The organism is Bacillus proteolyticus (assembly GCF_001884065.1).
GTDB classification, from domain to species: domain Bacteria; phylum Bacillota; class Bacilli; order Bacillales; family Bacillaceae_G; genus Bacillus_A; species Bacillus_A proteolyticus.
The window spans coordinates 114,572-130,388 of the sequence record NZ_MACH01000156.1 but is presented as its reverse complement, the minus strand read 5'-3'; the positions used below and the strand labels follow the sequence as shown (position 1 = coordinate 130,388).

The following is a 15,817-nucleotide window of genomic DNA, read 5'->3' as shown; positions in this document are numbered from 1 at the left end:
AAACCGGAAAAGCCGACGGTAACAGAAGAACCGAATGAGTTAGAAAAACCAGAGGTAACAGACAAACCGGAATTACCGAACAAACCAGAAGCTCAAGGTAAAGTAGAAGTACAAAACAAACAAGAAGCACAAAGCAAATCTGAAGTACCATCTAGTAAAGAAAGTAATAAGCAATCAAAGTTACTTCCTCAAACAGGTGGAGCAGCAACTGAGTCTACTTCTATTATTGCAGGTATGTGCGCATTAATTTTGGGGTCGAGATTGTTTAGACGCAAAAAAAATTAATGACGAGAGTTAGTTCGGAAACAAAATGTATGTGAAGAAGCGGAGACTATGGGTCTCCGCTTTTTATTATTTTTGTACACAGCAATCTGGATAAAACGTATTGCTGAAAGATTTTAATAACATGCTTTTCGTTTTAATTCATATTTTTTACAAACGCGTGTTTTATTTTTTTGCGAAATCGGGTGATTAGCGTAATGATAATAATACCGAAGAGAATTTTCCAAATGTGTTGTTCAAGTACTAGGAAAATATTGTTTAAGTTTTCCCCTAACCAGTAACCACCGATTAAGAAGAATGATACCCAAAATAGGGCGCCTGAATAAATTGTCATCGCAAAGCGGCGAAACGGTAAGTTGATAATTCCTGCAAAGTAGCCTGTGAAGTGGCGAACGCCTGGAATGAAAAAAGCGATAAAGATTAGAAAATATCCGTATGTATCAAACCACATTTTCGTTAAATTAATTTTCCGTTCTGTTAAAAATACATATTTCCCGTATTTCTGAATGAAAGGCATACCGAGCTTATTTCCTAAAAAGTATTGGAATGTCATACCTAGGCTTGTCCCAATAAAAGATAAAATAATTAAAATTGGTAAACTCAAATCACCTTGATGTGATAAGAATCCTGCATAGGCTAATGTTGGCTCTCCTGGAAATGGAAGAGCGATATATTCTAAAAGTAATCCAACGAGTACTACATAATACCCATATTGCTGAAATAATTCGTGAATCCATTCCATGTTGTGCGCTCCTTTTTAAATTGAAGTTGTTACATATCTTCCTCTTTTTCGCACTGATCGAACTGAAATAATAGTAGTAGAAGAGTTTGGTTGGAGGATTTAGGCTAGATAGCATACTTAATATAGCTCTTTGCTAATTAGCAAAGAGCATCGAAGTGTAAATGTTACTATTAGTTAAAGTCATAGCGGTATAAAAATACGTTGAAATCTTCTTCTTTTGGTCCAAATTTAACTGCTTTTTCTTGTATACGTTTGAAGTTTTGTTTGTCATAAAATCTATAGTTGCATTCGTTATCTGTATATAAGTATAAAGATGTTACCTCTTCTTTTGTCATGTATTGGAATAAATGATTTAATAAATGTTTTCCAACCCCAAGACCTCTAGATTCTTCGGATACGATGAATAATTGTATACAACCTTGAAACTGCTCTTCTTTTCCTTGAATGAGTTCTTTATATGTCTTTTGAACTTTTATAAATGCTTTTAAAAACTCTCTATTCTCTTTATTCGTCATGAATAGTTTCGGCGTGTTAAAGGCAAAACTAAATGTATTATGGAATCTTTTTAAACGGTTTTTATCTTTTTCAGAATCGCCTAAAATGACACCGATAACTTTATTATCTTTTTCAGCTACCTGACTAAAGGAACTTTCTAAAATGCAACTGTGTAGGTAGACGTTTAATAGGGAGTTTAAAAATTTTTTATCTGTAATGAATTGATTAAATCTAAATGCCTCGCCAATTAAATGTTTTATAGGCTCATAGTCTTCCTTAACAAGACTTCTATATTTTACTGTGTTCATAATTGTATACTCCCTTTATTAATATAAATAACTTATTATAAATAGTAAGGTCTCCTTTTAGGGGAGAGTCAATAGTTGAATACGAAAAAATAAAAAGGAAGAGATTCAGGTGAAAACATTATTTTCTATTGGAGAAGTTGCAAAAATAAAGGATATAACGATAAAGGCGTTAAGGTACTATCATAAGATGGGGATCCTTATTCCAAAACATATTGATGAATCAACAGGATATAGATATTATTCTATAGATCAATTCATTCACATTGATATTATAAAAAGCTGTAGAGAGTTGAACACCAGTATAGTAGAACTTCAAGAGATTTTTAAGGAATGTAATACGGACAAGTTGCTGCAATTTTTACAATTAAAGAGAGCGGAAGCGGAAGAACATATAAAGAAAATGAAAGAGGTAATTGAAACGATTGATGGGTTACATGCGAAAGTAGGGAGTTCACAGGAAATATTAAAGAATGATGAAATATCTATTAAGTTCTTTGAACAGCGTTATGTAATTGTAGCGCCTTGTAAAGAAGTCGGGAGTTTACAGGAGTTACTGTATTATTCCAATCTAGAGAAAATCGTTCAAGATTATGAAGAGAAAATGTCAATGGAAATGGGGATTCTCTACAATGTCAATGAAAAGTGGGATGTAGAACCAAAGTATGTCTTTAATAAAGTACGAGATGATGTACATATGGAAGAGATGCAAAATATAAAAGTATTACCGGGCGGGAAATATATAACATTAGCGTATAGTAAAGAAAATGAAGAAGAACGTAGAAATACCATGATTAAATATACAAAAGAAAATGATATAGAAGTGGAGAGTTTTATTGAAGTGGAGTTAATTAATGATTTTTTTAATACGGAGACGTATAGTTGTCAAATTCAAATTTTTATAGGGGATAGTGAGAATAAGAAGTTTTGATTTCGTAATTTTATGGAATGGACTGTCCCGAAAACCTAACTTTGAAATGGCGTTATGTTCTTATAGGGGAAAATTGTAATAGTACATGAAATTATATCGAACACAACTCTACATATATCGACGCTTCGAGAAAGGAGATCGACTTAACTGCAAAATACGACAATAATAACCTGCCTATTAATAAGAGAGGCCGTCCCCAAAAAAATGGGACGGCCTCATTAGTAGTAAGAATCGTATTATTTACGTGAGAAACCTTCTTCATCAAGGTATTCCGCAGCTTCTGGATAAGAGTTGAATGTACCGTCTAAGTTTACGCCAGCGTAAACGTTCCACATATCATCCTCTTGAATAAGAGTTAGGATATGACCGTCTTCGTTCTTCCATTCTTCTTCTGCAGCAGGTTCCATCGGTGTAACAATTTCTTCTTGCTCCTGTGATAGACGTTCAATTACTTTTTCAATTAATGAACGCAGTTCTTCTTCTGAAAACTCACGGATGTTAATCATGCCTTTATCATCTGTTTTATAACCTTTAATGAAGTTTGCGTATACAAACCCGTTTCCGTTTGGATGTAAATGATATACAACGTTCTTTTTATCTAAACGACTTTCTTCAAAGTGAAAGTTTACGCGTTTTAATGATACGTTCTTTCTTTCTAATTCCGGGAAAGATTCAATAATTGATAATTTTTCTTCAAAAGTTAGCATAGTGCCTCCAGGTATATAGTAAAAGATTTAATTTGTTCATTATAGCATAGTTGCAATTGTTTCCAAAGGTAAGGGGGAAACTTTTCATTGAATCCGTTTACGTCACGATACTGTAAAAAGTACACTAACGAATGTATCCTTTTAGGTGTACAATGGAAAATGGACTTTATACAAAGGTGGTTATTCTTATGTTTCAAAAAATAGCAAAGGAATGTTTAGCAGGATTTACTGTTGCGATTGTTGCTTTGCCGCTAGCAATTGCATTTGGTATTGCCGCAACGGGAACGTCTGAGGGAGCGCTAGTCGGATTGTATGGTGCGATTTTTGCAGGTTTGTTTGCGGCGTTATTTGGTGGTACCCCGGGGCAAGTAACCGGTCCTACTGGGCCGATTACAGTTATTGCAACAGGTGTTATTGCAACTCACGGATTAGAAGCAAGTTTTATAGCATTTATGATGGCAGGGTTATTTCAAATTTTATTTGGTGTATGTAAGCTAGGCTCTTACGTTCGTTATATTCCGTATCCTGTTGTTTCAGGATTTATGAATGGGATCGCACTCATTATTATTTTAGGTGAAATGAAGCACGTACAAAATAGCTTTCTGCTTGTGTTGTTAACAATCATTGTAATGATTGTTTCTGGAAAATGGATTAAAGCCATTCCATCAAGTTTAGTAGCATTAGTAGGTGTTACAGTAACGTTGCCGTTGTTTTCTTCTATGCTACAAGGAATTACGGTAAACTTACCATTTGTAGGAACTCTTTCTTTGAATAAGATGATTGAAAAGATAGGTGCAATTCCAGAGGCGATGCCATCTCTTCACGTACCGGCTTTAGACGCAAATGGCATGTTAGCACTTGTATTACCAGCACTTAGTATTGCTTTACTAGGATCAATTGACTCATTATTAACGTCTGTCGTAATGGATAATGTGACGGGGACACGTCATAAAAGTAATAAAGAGTTAATCGGACAAGGTATTGGTAATATTGCGAGTGGTTTGTTCGGCGGATTAGCAGGAGCTGGTGCAACTGTTAGGTCCATCGTCAATATAAGAAGCGGGGGGAAGACGGCACTTTCAGCTTGCATGCATAGCGTCATCTTATTCATTTTCATTATGGGACTCGGTTCAGTGGTACAATATATTCCGCTCGCTGTATTATCAGGTATTTTAATTTTAACTGGTATTGGAATGTTTGATTGGGAAAGTATGAAGAAGATGCATGTAGCACCAAGAGGCGATGTAGTTGTAATGCTCGTAACGATGTTTGTGACAGTGAAATTTGATTTAATGGTTGCTGTTGCGTTTGGCATTATTCTTTCTTTCATTATATACATGGTGAAGTGTAAAGAACGTAAAGCTTCTATTATAAAAGAAAAAGAAGCGACGTATACAATTCAGGGACCACTTTCATTTCTAACAGTAGATCGTATTTTCGCTTCTTTACAAGATGTGAAGTCACCAGTTATTTTACGGATGAAAGATGTACGCTATATGGATGTATCAGGGGCTATGGCATTATTAAACTTTATTGAGCAATCGGATAAAGCAGGAGCGAGTGTGACACTTGAACATATACATCCGCATGTTGAGAAGACGATAGTGATGATGGCAAATAATGAGCAAAAAGAGAAATTACAATTTCTAGAAACTAAAGCCATGTAATAATAAGGACTTTCACACGGAATGCTTTGTAGAGTGTGAAAGTTTTTATTATTTTTACTATGTTTGTTATATTTGGAATTCGTATATTTAGGTATTGTACGTTTGTTGATAATTGATTTTCTACACATTATAGTAACATCTTAGATTAGCAATGTGCTATTATAAAAAAGTATATGAATTTTGAGATTCCTTTATATTCAGAAGGAAGAGCTTTAAGCTGGAGGGGAAATTTGATGTACAAACAGTTACCACATGGAGTGAAGGTCGGGATTACACGATCAATTGTTGTTTCTTTTGAGAGATATATGAAAGAAATTGAATGGAATGAAGAAAAATTTGATATGCAGCAATTTGTTGAACAGTGGAAACAATATTTATACACAAAATCAACTTGGATTAATAAAGTAGATGACGAGTTGAAAGGACATCCAGATTTCCATCAAGCATTAGCGATGAAAGTAAATGAAAAAATTAATGAGCTTATTAGTGAGCAGCCGAGCGAAGAACAATTAGAGTTGTTAAAACAGAGAAACGTAGCGCATGTAGATGAAATGTGTAAATTAGAAGCGGAGTATCATATTGAACGTTTATTAGTAACGAAGTAGATTTTACATAAAAAATAGAGCCTATCCTAAAGGTGTGATGGCCATCTTTTAGGATAGGCTTTTTTGTATATTAGTCTTGTGGTACAAATACGTTCCAGCTAGATAAATCCATATTTCGTTTCAAGATGGATGAAGCAGGGAAAACAAATGACCATGGTTTTGTAGTATTCGCTTTAATTTCAAGATTCGGTAACGTGAAAGCACCTTTAACAACGACTTCTCCAGAAGCATCTTCAATATGAAGGGGAAGTTGTTCTAGTTGAATGTTATCTTTATAGCCGTTACGAATTAGTAGTGTTGTATGTAAATCGCCGTTCTCTTTCAGTGCGGCTTGTAAACCTAGGAAGTTAATTTCACCTTCATTTGGAGGCGTTAAATTGTCTACAAAATTACATAACGCTTCTTTGCTTGCTTCAGGTAATTGAGCTTCCCAAGATGGATCTAAATCTAGTTGATGCTTACTTTCAAGTTCGAAAGCTAATTCCCAATCTGATTGAGATAGTTCAGCTTCAGTTATTGTTTCTTGCTCAAATGTAAATACGAAAGGCATATTCACATTTTCAGGAATATCTCCAAGAGCAGACAGGTTAAATGTTTTACGTGCGCACAGCTTTTTATCTTTGTTTAATAGAAGTAATGTAACTTCTTCGAAAGAAATCGGTTTTGGGACACTGTTGCGAATGAAAGCAGCTACACCGTATGCGCCATCACGTTTTTCAATTTCAATTCCCGATAAAGAAATTTGATATTCTTGTAAAAGTGGTAATTCTTTATGCAGGAATTGATAAATGTATTTTTGTTCTTGTGCTACTTCACCCCAGCTAGGATGGAAGTAAAGAACTGGCTTTACTGTTTTATTATGAGAAGTAGTTTCTTCTTGTCCAAATAATTGATTACTAGAAACAGTAGTATCTTTTCCTTTTTTCTTTGCCTTTTTCAGGAATGATAACATAAATTTTCACCTCATGATTGTACGTTTTCTGGAACTGCTAAATGTCTCGCGATATAGCGGCACATTTCTTTTTCAAAATTACCGTAAGTGTATAAGAAAATATCCAAACCTTCTTTTTGGTAAAGGCGAGTTGGATCTTCTTGTTGATATTGTCTTAAGCCAATACCTTCTTTTAAGTGAGTCATTGCATCTAAGTGACTTACCCAGTTTTGATCTAGGAAGTGTAAACCAACGTAGCGCAGTGATTGTTGTAAATCCGCATGGTTATTTAATTCTTGTACACGTCCTAAATAGCTAGAAATTGTATCTTTTAAAACGATTTGTAAATCCTCAGGCGAATGTATGTCGTTCGCAGATAATGGCGGCAAAGTTTCAGCTGGTAAAACTTCTTTAATAGATGCTGTTAAACTAGTAAAATCCCATTCTTCCGGAAGCATTCCTTCGAAAAGGTGCTGTTTAGCAATTGCATCTACAGAGTGTTCAATCATTGGAATAACAAGTTCTATCATATTTGTTTCTTCTTTTAATAAATTGTTGCGCAGTGTATAGATAACATTACGTTGATCATTAATTACATCATCTAGTTTTAAATTATATTCACGCATTGAATAATGACTACCTTCACAAATTAATTGTGTACGGTTAATGAAATCATGAACTTTAGATGAATTAATAAGTCCCGTTTTGTCAGTTTTTAGTGATTTTTCCAACTTTTCTACTTCCTCGTGAGCGAAGCGCTTTAGCATTTCATCCTCTAAAGATAGGAGGAATTGAGAGCTTCCCGGATCACCTTGGCGGCCAGCTCGTCCTTTAAGTTGGTTATCGACACGGCGGGATTCATGACGTTCTGTTCCAATTACATGTAATCCACCAAGGGCGTGGACACCGTCACCTAGTAAAATATCAGTACCTCGGCCTGCCATATTTGTAGCGATTGTAATTTGACCTTCTTGTCCGGCAGTTGCGATCAAATCGGCTTCTTGCTCTGCACTCTTAGCGTTTAATAATTGATATTTGATGTTTGCTTCATCTAAGTAACGAGCAACTGTTTCAGATTGTAAGATAGACATCGTCCCAATTAAAATAGGGCGTCCTTGCTTATGGTATTTTAGAACTTCTTCACGCACAGCTTTATATTTATCATCAGCCGTTACATATACTACATCATTTTTATCTTCACGAAGAACAGGACGGTTCGTTGGAATTGGAAGAACTTCCATATTGTATACACGGTTGAATTCTTTTTCTTCTGTTTTTGCTGTACCTGTCATACCGGATAATGCTGGATACATACGGAAGAAGTTTTGAATTGTAATAGAAGCTTGTGTTTGGTTTTCTTCTGTAATTTCTAAACCTTCTTTTGCTTCTAGTGCTTGATGCAAGCCGTCACTTAAAGATCGACCATCCATAACACGTCCTGTGAAAATATCTACAAGTAGTATTTTTTCATCATGCACAATATAGTCAACGTCAAGCTGGAAAGCGACGTTGGCACGTAATGATTGAATCATATAATGGTATAGAGTTTGATGCTCTAAATCATATAAGTTATCGATATCAAATAAATCTTCTATTTTTGTAATACCGTCTTCTGTAAAACTAGCTGATTTCGATTCTGCATCGTATGTATAGTGAAGGGTATCTTGGAACGATTTAATAACTTTTGCACATAAATAATGCAAATCAGAGCTACTTGATTTCTTCCCGGCAATGATAAGTGGCGTTTTCGCCTCATCAATTAAAACGCTATCAACCTCATCGATAATAGCAAAATGATATGGGCGCTGCACTTGATCATTTTGTGAAGCAGCCATATTATCGCGAAGATAATCAAAACCAAACTCTGTTCCAATACCGTATGTAATATCAGCTTCGTATGCAAGTTTCTTTTCAGAAGGATCGATTTGAGGAATATTTAATCCAACTTGTAAGCCGAGAAATTCATGAACTTGACCAATTAACTCTTTATCACGCTTTGCTAAATAGTCATTTACCGTAATAACATGAACGCCTTTTCCTTCAAGTGCACGTACATATGTTGGAAGAGAAGAAACTAATGTTTTTCCTTCACCAGTTGGCATCTCTGCAATATTACCTTCTAGTAATACTAATCCACCAATTAACTGTACATCGTAATGGCGTAATCCAAGCACGCGTTTTGCGGCTTCGCGTACAACAGCGAATGCTTCTACTTTTATATCATCGACTGTTTTACCGTCCGTAAGCATACTTTTGAATGTGACAGTTTTTTGGCGTAATTCTTCATCAGATAAACTAGACATTTGTTTTTCAAAATTATTAATTTCTTGAACAAGTTGTTCATACTTTTTTAGCTTTCTCTTTTGAGAATCCCCTAACAATTTCTTTACTGAATTCAGCATGTTACAAACACTCCTCTTACTGACAATAGCTACATTATAGCACATGTTTATCTTGAACAAGTAGAAGTAGTAAATTGAAGAAAAAACTGGATGAAAAAACATATATATGGCACATATTATATTTAAAACATAAAAAGAAAGAGAGTATTCAATATATAAGAAATTTGGTATGATAACTAAATGAGATAAAGTGATGATTCTCAAGATGAATGAACAATACTGATTTAATATTTTATGTAGATTATATATTGAAAGAAAAGAGATAGAAGATGAATAAAAAGTTTGTAAAAGGCGCTGCGATTTTAACCGTTACAACGTTTATATCGAAAGTAGTGGGGAGTTTTTTTCAAATTCCATTGCAAAATATAGCAGGGGATGAAGTACTTGGGATTTTTCGCCTTGTTTTTCCTGTATATATGATAGCCTTAACTTTATCAGTAGCGGGAGTCCCGCTAGCAATATCTCAGTTAATAGCTGAGCTTCATGAAAAGAATGATCGGGACGGAATAGCTAAATTGTTTACGTCCGCGTCTATTATCGGTGTTATATTTGGGATGCTCGGATTTTTCATTATTATCATAGGGTCAAGTGGCATTGCAAATATGCTTGGTGGGCAAGAGACGAGGCTAGCATTAATTGTTACTTCGTTTGCTTTATTAATCGCACCATATATGGCAGTGTACCGTGGATATTTCCAAGGGTTCGGAGATATGATACCTACTGGTGTATCACAAGTAATTGAACAGTTGATTCGCGTATTTTTAATGTTAACAATCGCTTATATATTTGTATATTGGAATAAAAGTAGTGATATCATAACGGGCGGGGCGATGATTGGTTCTTGTTTTGGCGTTATTACGTCACTCATATATTTGCGAGTAAAATATGTGAAAAGCCCGTATCGCTATAAAAGTAAAACATATTCATTGCAAGACTTTAAGAAAAACGCGAAAAACATACTCCGTGTTTCAATTCCGATTGCAATTGGAGCGTTATCTATGCCTGTTTTAAATTTAGTTGATTCTGTAACAATTCCACATGTGTTACATGAATCTTCTACAACGATTCAGGAACAGTTTGGTATATATAGCCGTGGTTTTGCATTTACGCAATTAATTGTTGTATTTGCAAGTGCGATAGTATTCCCATTAATTCCATTATTAACAGCGGCTTTAACAAAAAAAGATATAGCTTTAGCTAAACTGACAGTAAAACGTACAAATGAGTTTGCGCATGTTTTAACAATGCCGATAACGATATGGCTTATGGCGCTTACAGTACCGCTTAATGTTGCATTATTTACAGATACAAAAGGAAGTGGTATGTTAGCTATTTTAATTAGTAGCTCGTATTTCACATCACTTATGGTATTATCAATAGGAATCTTGCAAGGGATTAATCGTTCGATGCAAGCAGCATGGATTGTCATCGGTGCAAGTCTTGTAAAAATTATATTAAATATAGCGCTAGTAAATCAATTCGGTATAAATGGGGCAGCGTATAGTACCCTAATTATTTATATAATGATTTGTATCGCAAATCATATTTATATTAGAAAAGATCTTTCTTATCCAATGGATATAGGGAAGTTTTTGGCTGTCATTGGAGTATCTAGTATTTTAGGTATAGCATTATACTTTGTGTCTACATTAATCAATGTGACAGATTCTAGGATTTTAGCAATGATATATAGTGCTGTAGCGCTAAGTGTAGCTTCAGTATTATATGGCATATGTGCACTTAAGCTAAACTGGATATTGAAAGAACAAATTCCATTTTTACGTAAATAAAATCGTTTATTATAGAAAATGAACAATATTATAAATGGGTATGACTTGTTAGATGTTTGTGAAAGAAATCAATTTGAAGTTATCAAACCTTCCTCGGCAAGGAATGGATAACAATTTGTTTAATTACAAAAAGAGTTGATTGCGGAATGTTGGAGGAGATTAAGAGTGCGGTTAGTTTTATCAGGATATTATGGTTTTTATAATGTTGGGGACGAAGCAATTTTGCAATCAATTATTAAAGCGCTACATGAAGAGGATCCTACTCTTGAGCTTGTTGTACTTTCAAATGACCCCGACTATACAAGGAAAATGTACGGTGTAGAAGCAGTAAATCGCTGGGATATAAGAGCGATTTACCGAGAAATAAAGAGAAGTAATGGTTTAATTAGCGGAGGCGGAAGTCTCTTGCAAGATAAGACGAGTATTAAAAGCATTTTATACTATACGGGTATTATGCGGCTTGCCCGTTTTTTGAAAAAGCCGTATTATATCTACGCTCAAGGAATCGGACCTATTACGAAGAAGCAAAATCGTTTATTAGTGAAATGGCATGTATCAAAGGCTGAATATATATCAGTGCGTGATGAAGACTCGTTTTTGTATTTAAAAGAAATTGGTATTAAGAAAGATATCGAACTTGTTCCAGATCCGGTATTAGCTTGTCAGTCAGGAGAAAAGAAATCCAATTGGCTTCAAAAACATTCTCTGCAAGGAAAAGTCGTTGCAGTTAGTGTAAGGTACTGGGATGCAAAAGAAGATTATATGAAGAAGTTAGCAGATACGCTGAAAAAACTTAAGCAAGAGGGATACCATATTTTATTTGTACCGATGCATGGACCATTTGATCAAAATGCATCAAGGGATATCATTAATTTGATGGGAGAAGAAGCGCACATGCTCCCTTATAAAATGGATATTCATGAGAAAATCTCTATTTTATCAGAATGCTCCCTTTTAATAGGGATGAGACTGCATGCTCTTATATTATCGGCAGTTGCAAACACGCCTATGATTGGAATTTCATATGATCCAAAGATCGATTCGTTTTTACAACAAGTAAATCAGCCGATTATTGGGAATGTTGATGGAGACTGGACGACAGAAACATTACATAATATGGCGATTAAACAATTAGAGCAAACAGAATATGTACAAGACACGTTAGGACAAAGGGTAGAGGAATTGCGTGAGCAAATTTCCATAGCGTCCAAATATATTATTAATGACTTACATGCAAAAGAGTCTATTAAAAGAGGAATGGAATAGAGGCCATTCCTCTTTTAATACAATAAAACAGATTGAAGTTTTATTTGTTGCTGAATAGGGGTGTTTTTATTCCAAAATCTGAACGTTAATATATATAGGATATCGGTATAACGCGTTTTATATGAAAACAATTGGATAATAATTTCGGTTTTCTTCAAAAAAACGACCTTAAGAATTATGTCGAGCACCAGAGAAATATAGTGTTAATTAATTTTATTATCTTTATATTTAGATATTGAAATTATAAGTGTTTTTCTGCTATAGTTGTAAATGGTTATATAAATATTTTACAAATGTAGTTCTGACACATGGTTTCGTACATTTAAAACATTCGGATTTTACAATCGGGTTATTTAAAATAAAAGCCGAAAAAATGAACGTTAGAATTATGAAAAATCACTTTTTGTCGAATTTAAGGATTTAAATTCGGGTAAAAATGGTTTGATGTAGTTATTATTCTATATTACAAAATAATTTCTATATATAGGATCTTAACTGCATTTATATTTACTAGTTTCAACATTAAATAGAATATCTATTTAAAACATTATGGAACTAGTATTACATTCCTGAAGGAGGCAATATATAAAATGGCAAAGACTAACTCTTACAAAAAATTAATCGCTGGTACAATGACAGCAGCAATGGTAGCAGGTGTTGTATCTCCAGTAGCAGCAGCAGGTAAATCATTCCTGGATGTTCCAGTTAATCACTGGGGAATTGATTCTATTAACTACTTAGCAGAAAAAGGCGCAATTGCAGGTAATGGCACAGGAATGTTCGAGCCTGAAAAAGAAATCACTCGTGCAGAAGCAGCTACAATGATGGCTAAAATCTTAAACTTACCAATCGATCAAGATGCTAAACCATCTTACACTGATTCTCAAGACCACTGGGCTACTTCAATCATCGCAGCAGTTGAAAAAGCTGGCGTGGTTAAAGGTAAAGGTGAAGGTAAATTCGATCCAGACGGAAAAATCGACCGCGTTCCAATGGCAGCAATGCTTGTACCATCTTTCAAATTAGACACTAAAGTAACTGCTACTCCAGAAACTAAATTCGATGACTTAAAAGATAGCTGGGGTAAAGACAAAGCTAACATCCTAGTTGAATTAGGAATCTCTGTAGGTACTGGCGGCAAATGGGAGCCAAATAAATCTGTAACTAAAGCAGAAGCAGCTCAATTTATTGCTAAGACTGACAAGCAGTTCGGACAAAAATCAGAAGCTAAAGTTGAGTCTATTAAAGCAATCAACGCTAAAGAGATCGAAGTTAAACTTGGCGCTACAGTGAAAGAAGAAGATGTGAAGAACGCGAAATTCACAATTTCTCAAGGTGGTACTCCAGTAGCAGTTCCTGCAAAAATCGGTGAAGATAAAAAATCTGTAATCTTAACTCTAGAAGTTGCTGATATGCTTAAAAATAACAATGCTTATGTTGTCACTGTTGAAAAATTAAAAACTGCTGAAGGCAAAGAAATTCCAAAAGCATTAGAAGTTATCTTCATTAATGATGAAGTAGCTCCAACTGTATCTACAGTATTTACTCCAGAAGGAAAACTTAAAGTTGTATTCAGTGAAAAATTAAATGCAACAAAAGGTGCAACTGTAGTAGTTAACGGACAAAAAGTTGAAGGTAAAGTGGAAAATAATACGTTCACTTCTAATAACGCTTTAAATCTTGAGAACGGTAAAGAATTCCCAATCATCGTAACTGGTGCTACAGATTTAGTTAATAACACTATGGAAATGTACGAAGGTAAAGCTACTTATAAAGTAGAAAAAGATGTTATAGCTCCAGAAGTTAAAGATGTTAAAGTGAAAGAACTTGCTAAAGGAAACGCTACATTAGAAGTTACATTCTCTGAAGAGATGACTAACGCGAACCTAGGTACTGTAACAGCTAAAAAAGGTAAAGAGACTTTAGTAGCTACAATTTCTGCTGATGCTCAAGATAAAACAAAAGCGGTTGTTGAAGTAAAAGACGCTCTTAAAGCAGATGAAACAGCTACAAATCTTACAGTTGAACTTGTTGGTTACAAAGATGCAGCCAACAACGTAGGTCAAAAAGTATCTAAAGAAGTAAAAGTTACAAAAGATGTTGTAGCTCCTAACTTCGTAAAAGCTGTATCAGAAAAAGAACAAAGCGTAGCAGCAACATTTACATTTGATAAAGAAGTAAATGTTGAAACAACTAAATTTGATAAAAAAGTTGTTCGTATCATTAATCAAGATACAAGTGAAGATGTAACAGAAAAAGTAACTGCAGCAGCAGTTAAAGATAATAAAAAAGCAATCACTTTAACATTCCCAGCTGCAGGAAACTACAAAGTTGCTGCTTCAAAAGGATTTATTCAAGATACAGCTGGCAATAATTCAGCAGCATTTACTGCAGATGTAAAAGTTGATAAAAAGAAAGATGAAGAAGTAGTAAACGTAGATAAAGTAGCTCCAAAGGTAACAAGTGCAGCATTTAATAAGGCTGAAAATACTCTTGTAGTGAAATTTGACAAGGTAGTAAAAGGTGGTCAAGGTGCAGAGTCAGCTGCTAATATAAGCAACTACACATTAGCAGGTGCTAAATTACCAGAAGGTACACTAATCACTTTATCTGGTGATACTGCAACAATCGAATTACCAAAAACATTCACTTTCGAAAAATCAGAAACAGTGAAATTCACAGTAGCTAACGTTGCAAACAAAGATGGAGTAAAAATGGGTACAACAAACTTATTATTAGATGTTGTAGATACAAAAGCTCCTGAATTTAAATCAGCTAAAGTTACAAATTTAGAGAAGCAAGAAGTAACTCTTACATTCTCTGAAGCTGTAACAGTTGATGTCACTGATCTTGTATTTGACTTAAATGGTGTACCATTTACAGCAGCAGCTGATCAAGCAACTCCTTCTAAAGAAGTAGTAGTTAAGCTAGAAACTGCACAGAACGTTAACTTTGCAACTGGTACATTAACACTTAAAGCTAAAGAACTTAAAAATAATGAAACTTTAAATACAGTTGATACAGCAGCTAACAAACTTGTTGCTTTCAAATCAGTAACAGCAGCTCGTTAATTGAAATAAATTTCAATGGAAAGAGTCCACATTATGTGGGCTCTTTTTTTTTATGGTCTAATTTTTATAAAGAACGATCTTTAAAAAATTAATCATATTTTGAAGATTTATAGTTAGTTTTATTGAGAAACAAATTGACAGCGTTTTCAAAAATAGAAAAACACCCCATTAATATGTAAATCTTTTGTAAATTTTCATCATTTTTCGTTGGAAAAACATTCGAAAAAAAGAAGGGGATGTCGAATTATCATAATTTAAGTCGATTGCAGTCTGAAAATTGCATTTATTGTAAAAAACATTTAGGCGATGAAGTGGAAATATATGCTATAATTCCAATTGTGTATTCGATATGAAAAATATACGAAGCGCAGTGAGAGTGATTTATAGGAAAACAGTTTGTTCATTTCTATATTTTGGTATTATTGATATCTAAATAATACAATTAAAAGACTGAATTATCAGAATTTGTCGAATCTTCTTTTGAGAAAGTTCTTGATAACGAATGGTTTTGTATAGTATGATGAACTTGTTTCAAAAAATGGTATTTAAACCTTATATTTACATTTGTCGGTTTGTATCATTTTATGAACTACTTTTCTTATGGTATTTTATATTTTTGTTAA

Annotated in this window: 12 protein-coding genes; 7 read left to right on the top strand and 5 right to left on the bottom strand. The window is 34.2% G+C overall.

Features of this window, described 5'->3' with window-relative positions; translation table 11 throughout:
- A partial coding sequence (locus BAQ49_RS28165; RefSeq protein ID WP_071747983.1) for an LPXTG cell wall anchor domain-containing protein occupies positions 1 to 285 on the top strand: 285 nt, incomplete at its 5' end.
- A 133-nt stretch (positions 286 to 418) separates the two neighbouring features.
- On the opposite strand, the gene BAQ49_RS28160 is transcribed toward BAQ49_RS28165, so the two are convergent.
- Positions 419 to 1,024, bottom strand: coding sequence for a DedA family protein (locus BAQ49_RS28160; RefSeq protein WP_071747982.1), 606 nt, complete (start codon positions 1,022 to 1,024; stop codon positions 419 to 421).
- A 170-nt stretch (positions 1,025 to 1,194) separates the two neighbouring features.
- Complete coding sequence (locus BAQ49_RS28155; protein WP_071747981.1) at positions 1,195 to 1,827, bottom strand: GNAT family N-acetyltransferase; 633 nt, start codon at positions 1,825 to 1,827, stop codon at positions 1,195 to 1,197.
- A gap of 79 nt (positions 1,828 to 1,906) precedes the next feature.
- Here BAQ49_RS28155 and BAQ49_RS28150 point away from each other — a divergent pair, with 79 nt between their 5' ends.
- Positions 1,907 to 2,755 carry a MerR family transcriptional regulator gene (locus BAQ49_RS28150; RefSeq protein ID WP_071747980.1) on the top strand — a complete coding sequence of 283 codons (849 nt, stop codon included), beginning with the start codon at positions 1,907 to 1,909 and terminating at the stop codon, positions 2,753 to 2,755.
- A 236-nt stretch (positions 2,756 to 2,991) separates the two neighbouring features.
- Here the strand turns inward: BAQ49_RS28150 and BAQ49_RS28145 are convergent, their stop codons facing one another.
- Positions 2,992 to 3,462, bottom strand: a complete 471-nt coding sequence (locus BAQ49_RS28145) for a hypothetical protein (protein WP_071747979.1) — start codon at positions 3,460 to 3,462, stop codon at positions 2,992 to 2,994.
- Between the two features lie 188 nt (positions 3,463 to 3,650).
- Here BAQ49_RS28145 and BAQ49_RS28140 point away from each other — a divergent pair, with 188 nt between their 5' ends.
- Together BAQ49_RS28140 and BAQ49_RS28135 are read left to right on the top strand one after the other, a co-directional pair.
- On the top strand, positions 3,651 to 5,129 hold the full coding sequence (locus tag BAQ49_RS28140) for a SulP family inorganic anion transporter (protein WP_071747978.1): 1,479 nt from the start codon (positions 3,651 to 3,653) through the stop codon (positions 5,127 to 5,129).
- A gap of 233 nt (positions 5,130 to 5,362) precedes the next feature.
- Entirely contained in the window at positions 5,363 to 5,734 is a 372-nt protein-coding gene (locus BAQ49_RS28135) for a hypothetical protein (protein WP_071747977.1), read from the top strand.
- A gap of 70 nt (positions 5,735 to 5,804) precedes the next feature.
- Here BAQ49_RS28135 and BAQ49_RS28130 read toward each other — a convergent pair whose 3' ends face one another.
- Both BAQ49_RS28130 and secA2 read right to left on the bottom strand, forming a co-directional pair.
- Positions 5,805 to 6,686 (bottom strand): accessory Sec system S-layer assembly protein, encoded by an 882-nt coding sequence (locus tag BAQ49_RS28130; RefSeq protein ID WP_071747976.1) that lies wholly within the window; start codon positions 6,684 to 6,686, stop codon positions 5,805 to 5,807.
- Between the two features lie 11 nt (positions 6,687 to 6,697).
- Positions 6,698 to 9,067, bottom strand: coding sequence for an accessory Sec system translocase SecA2 (gene secA2 / locus BAQ49_RS28125; protein WP_084667598.1), 2,370 nt, complete (start codon positions 9,065 to 9,067; stop codon positions 6,698 to 6,700).
- A gap of 269 nt (positions 9,068 to 9,336) precedes the next feature.
- On the opposite strand from secA2, the gene BAQ49_RS28120 reads away from it, so the two are divergent.
- The 3 genes from BAQ49_RS28120 to BAQ49_RS28110 all read left to right on the top strand — a co-directional run bounded on the left by BAQ49_RS28120 (position 9,337) and on the right by BAQ49_RS28110 (position 15,194).
- The gene (locus BAQ49_RS28120; RefSeq protein ID WP_071747974.1) at positions 9,337 to 10,857 is read left to right on the top strand and encodes a putative polysaccharide biosynthesis protein; all 1,521 of its coding nucleotides are present in this window, start codon (positions 9,337 to 9,339) and stop codon (positions 10,855 to 10,857) included.
- A 165-nt stretch (positions 10,858 to 11,022) separates the two neighbouring features.
- The gene (gene csaB, locus BAQ49_RS28115) at positions 11,023 to 12,123 is read left to right on the top strand and encodes a polysaccharide pyruvyl transferase CsaB (RefSeq protein ID WP_071747973.1); all 1,101 of its coding nucleotides are present in this window, start codon (positions 11,023 to 11,025) and stop codon (positions 12,121 to 12,123) included.
- Between the two features lie 590 nt (positions 12,124 to 12,713).
- Entirely contained in the window at positions 12,714 to 15,194 is a 2,481-nt protein-coding gene (locus BAQ49_RS28110; protein ID WP_071747972.1) for an S-layer homology domain-containing protein, read from the top strand.
- The last annotated feature ends 623 nt before the right edge of the window (positions 15,195 to 15,817 follow it).

Excerpts from the sequence above, each read along its gene's own strand:
- BAQ49_RS28160 (WP_071747982.1), bottom strand. The coding sequence starts at position 1,024 with ATGGAATGGATTCACGAATTATTTCAGCAATATGGGTATTATGTAGTA.
- BAQ49_RS28155 (WP_071747981.1), bottom strand. The coding sequence starts at position 1,827 with ATGAACACAGTAAAATATAGAAGTCTTGTTAAGGAAGACTATGAGCCT.
- BAQ49_RS28145 (WP_071747979.1), bottom strand. The coding sequence starts at position 3,462 with ATGCTAACTTTTGAAGAAAAATTATCAATTATTGAATCTTTCCCGGAA.
- BAQ49_RS28140 (WP_071747978.1), top strand. The coding sequence starts at position 3,651 with ATGTTTCAAAAAATAGCAAAGGAATGTTTAGCAGGATTTACTGTTGCG.
- BAQ49_RS28135 (WP_071747977.1), top strand. The coding sequence starts at position 5,363 with ATGTACAAACAGTTACCACATGGAGTGAAGGTCGGGATTACACGATCA.
- BAQ49_RS28130 (WP_071747976.1), bottom strand. The coding sequence starts at position 6,686 with ATGTTATCATTCCTGAAAAAGGCAAAGAAAAAAGGAAAAGATACTACT.
- secA2 (WP_084667598.1), bottom strand. The coding sequence starts at position 9,067 with ATGCTGAATTCAGTAAAGAAATTGTTAGGGGATTCTCAAAAGAGAAAG.
- BAQ49_RS28120 (WP_071747974.1), top strand. The coding sequence starts at position 9,337 with ATGAATAAAAAGTTTGTAAAAGGCGCTGCGATTTTAACCGTTACAACG.
- BAQ49_RS28110 (WP_071747972.1), top strand. The coding sequence starts at position 12,714 with ATGGCAAAGACTAACTCTTACAAAAAATTAATCGCTGGTACAATGACA.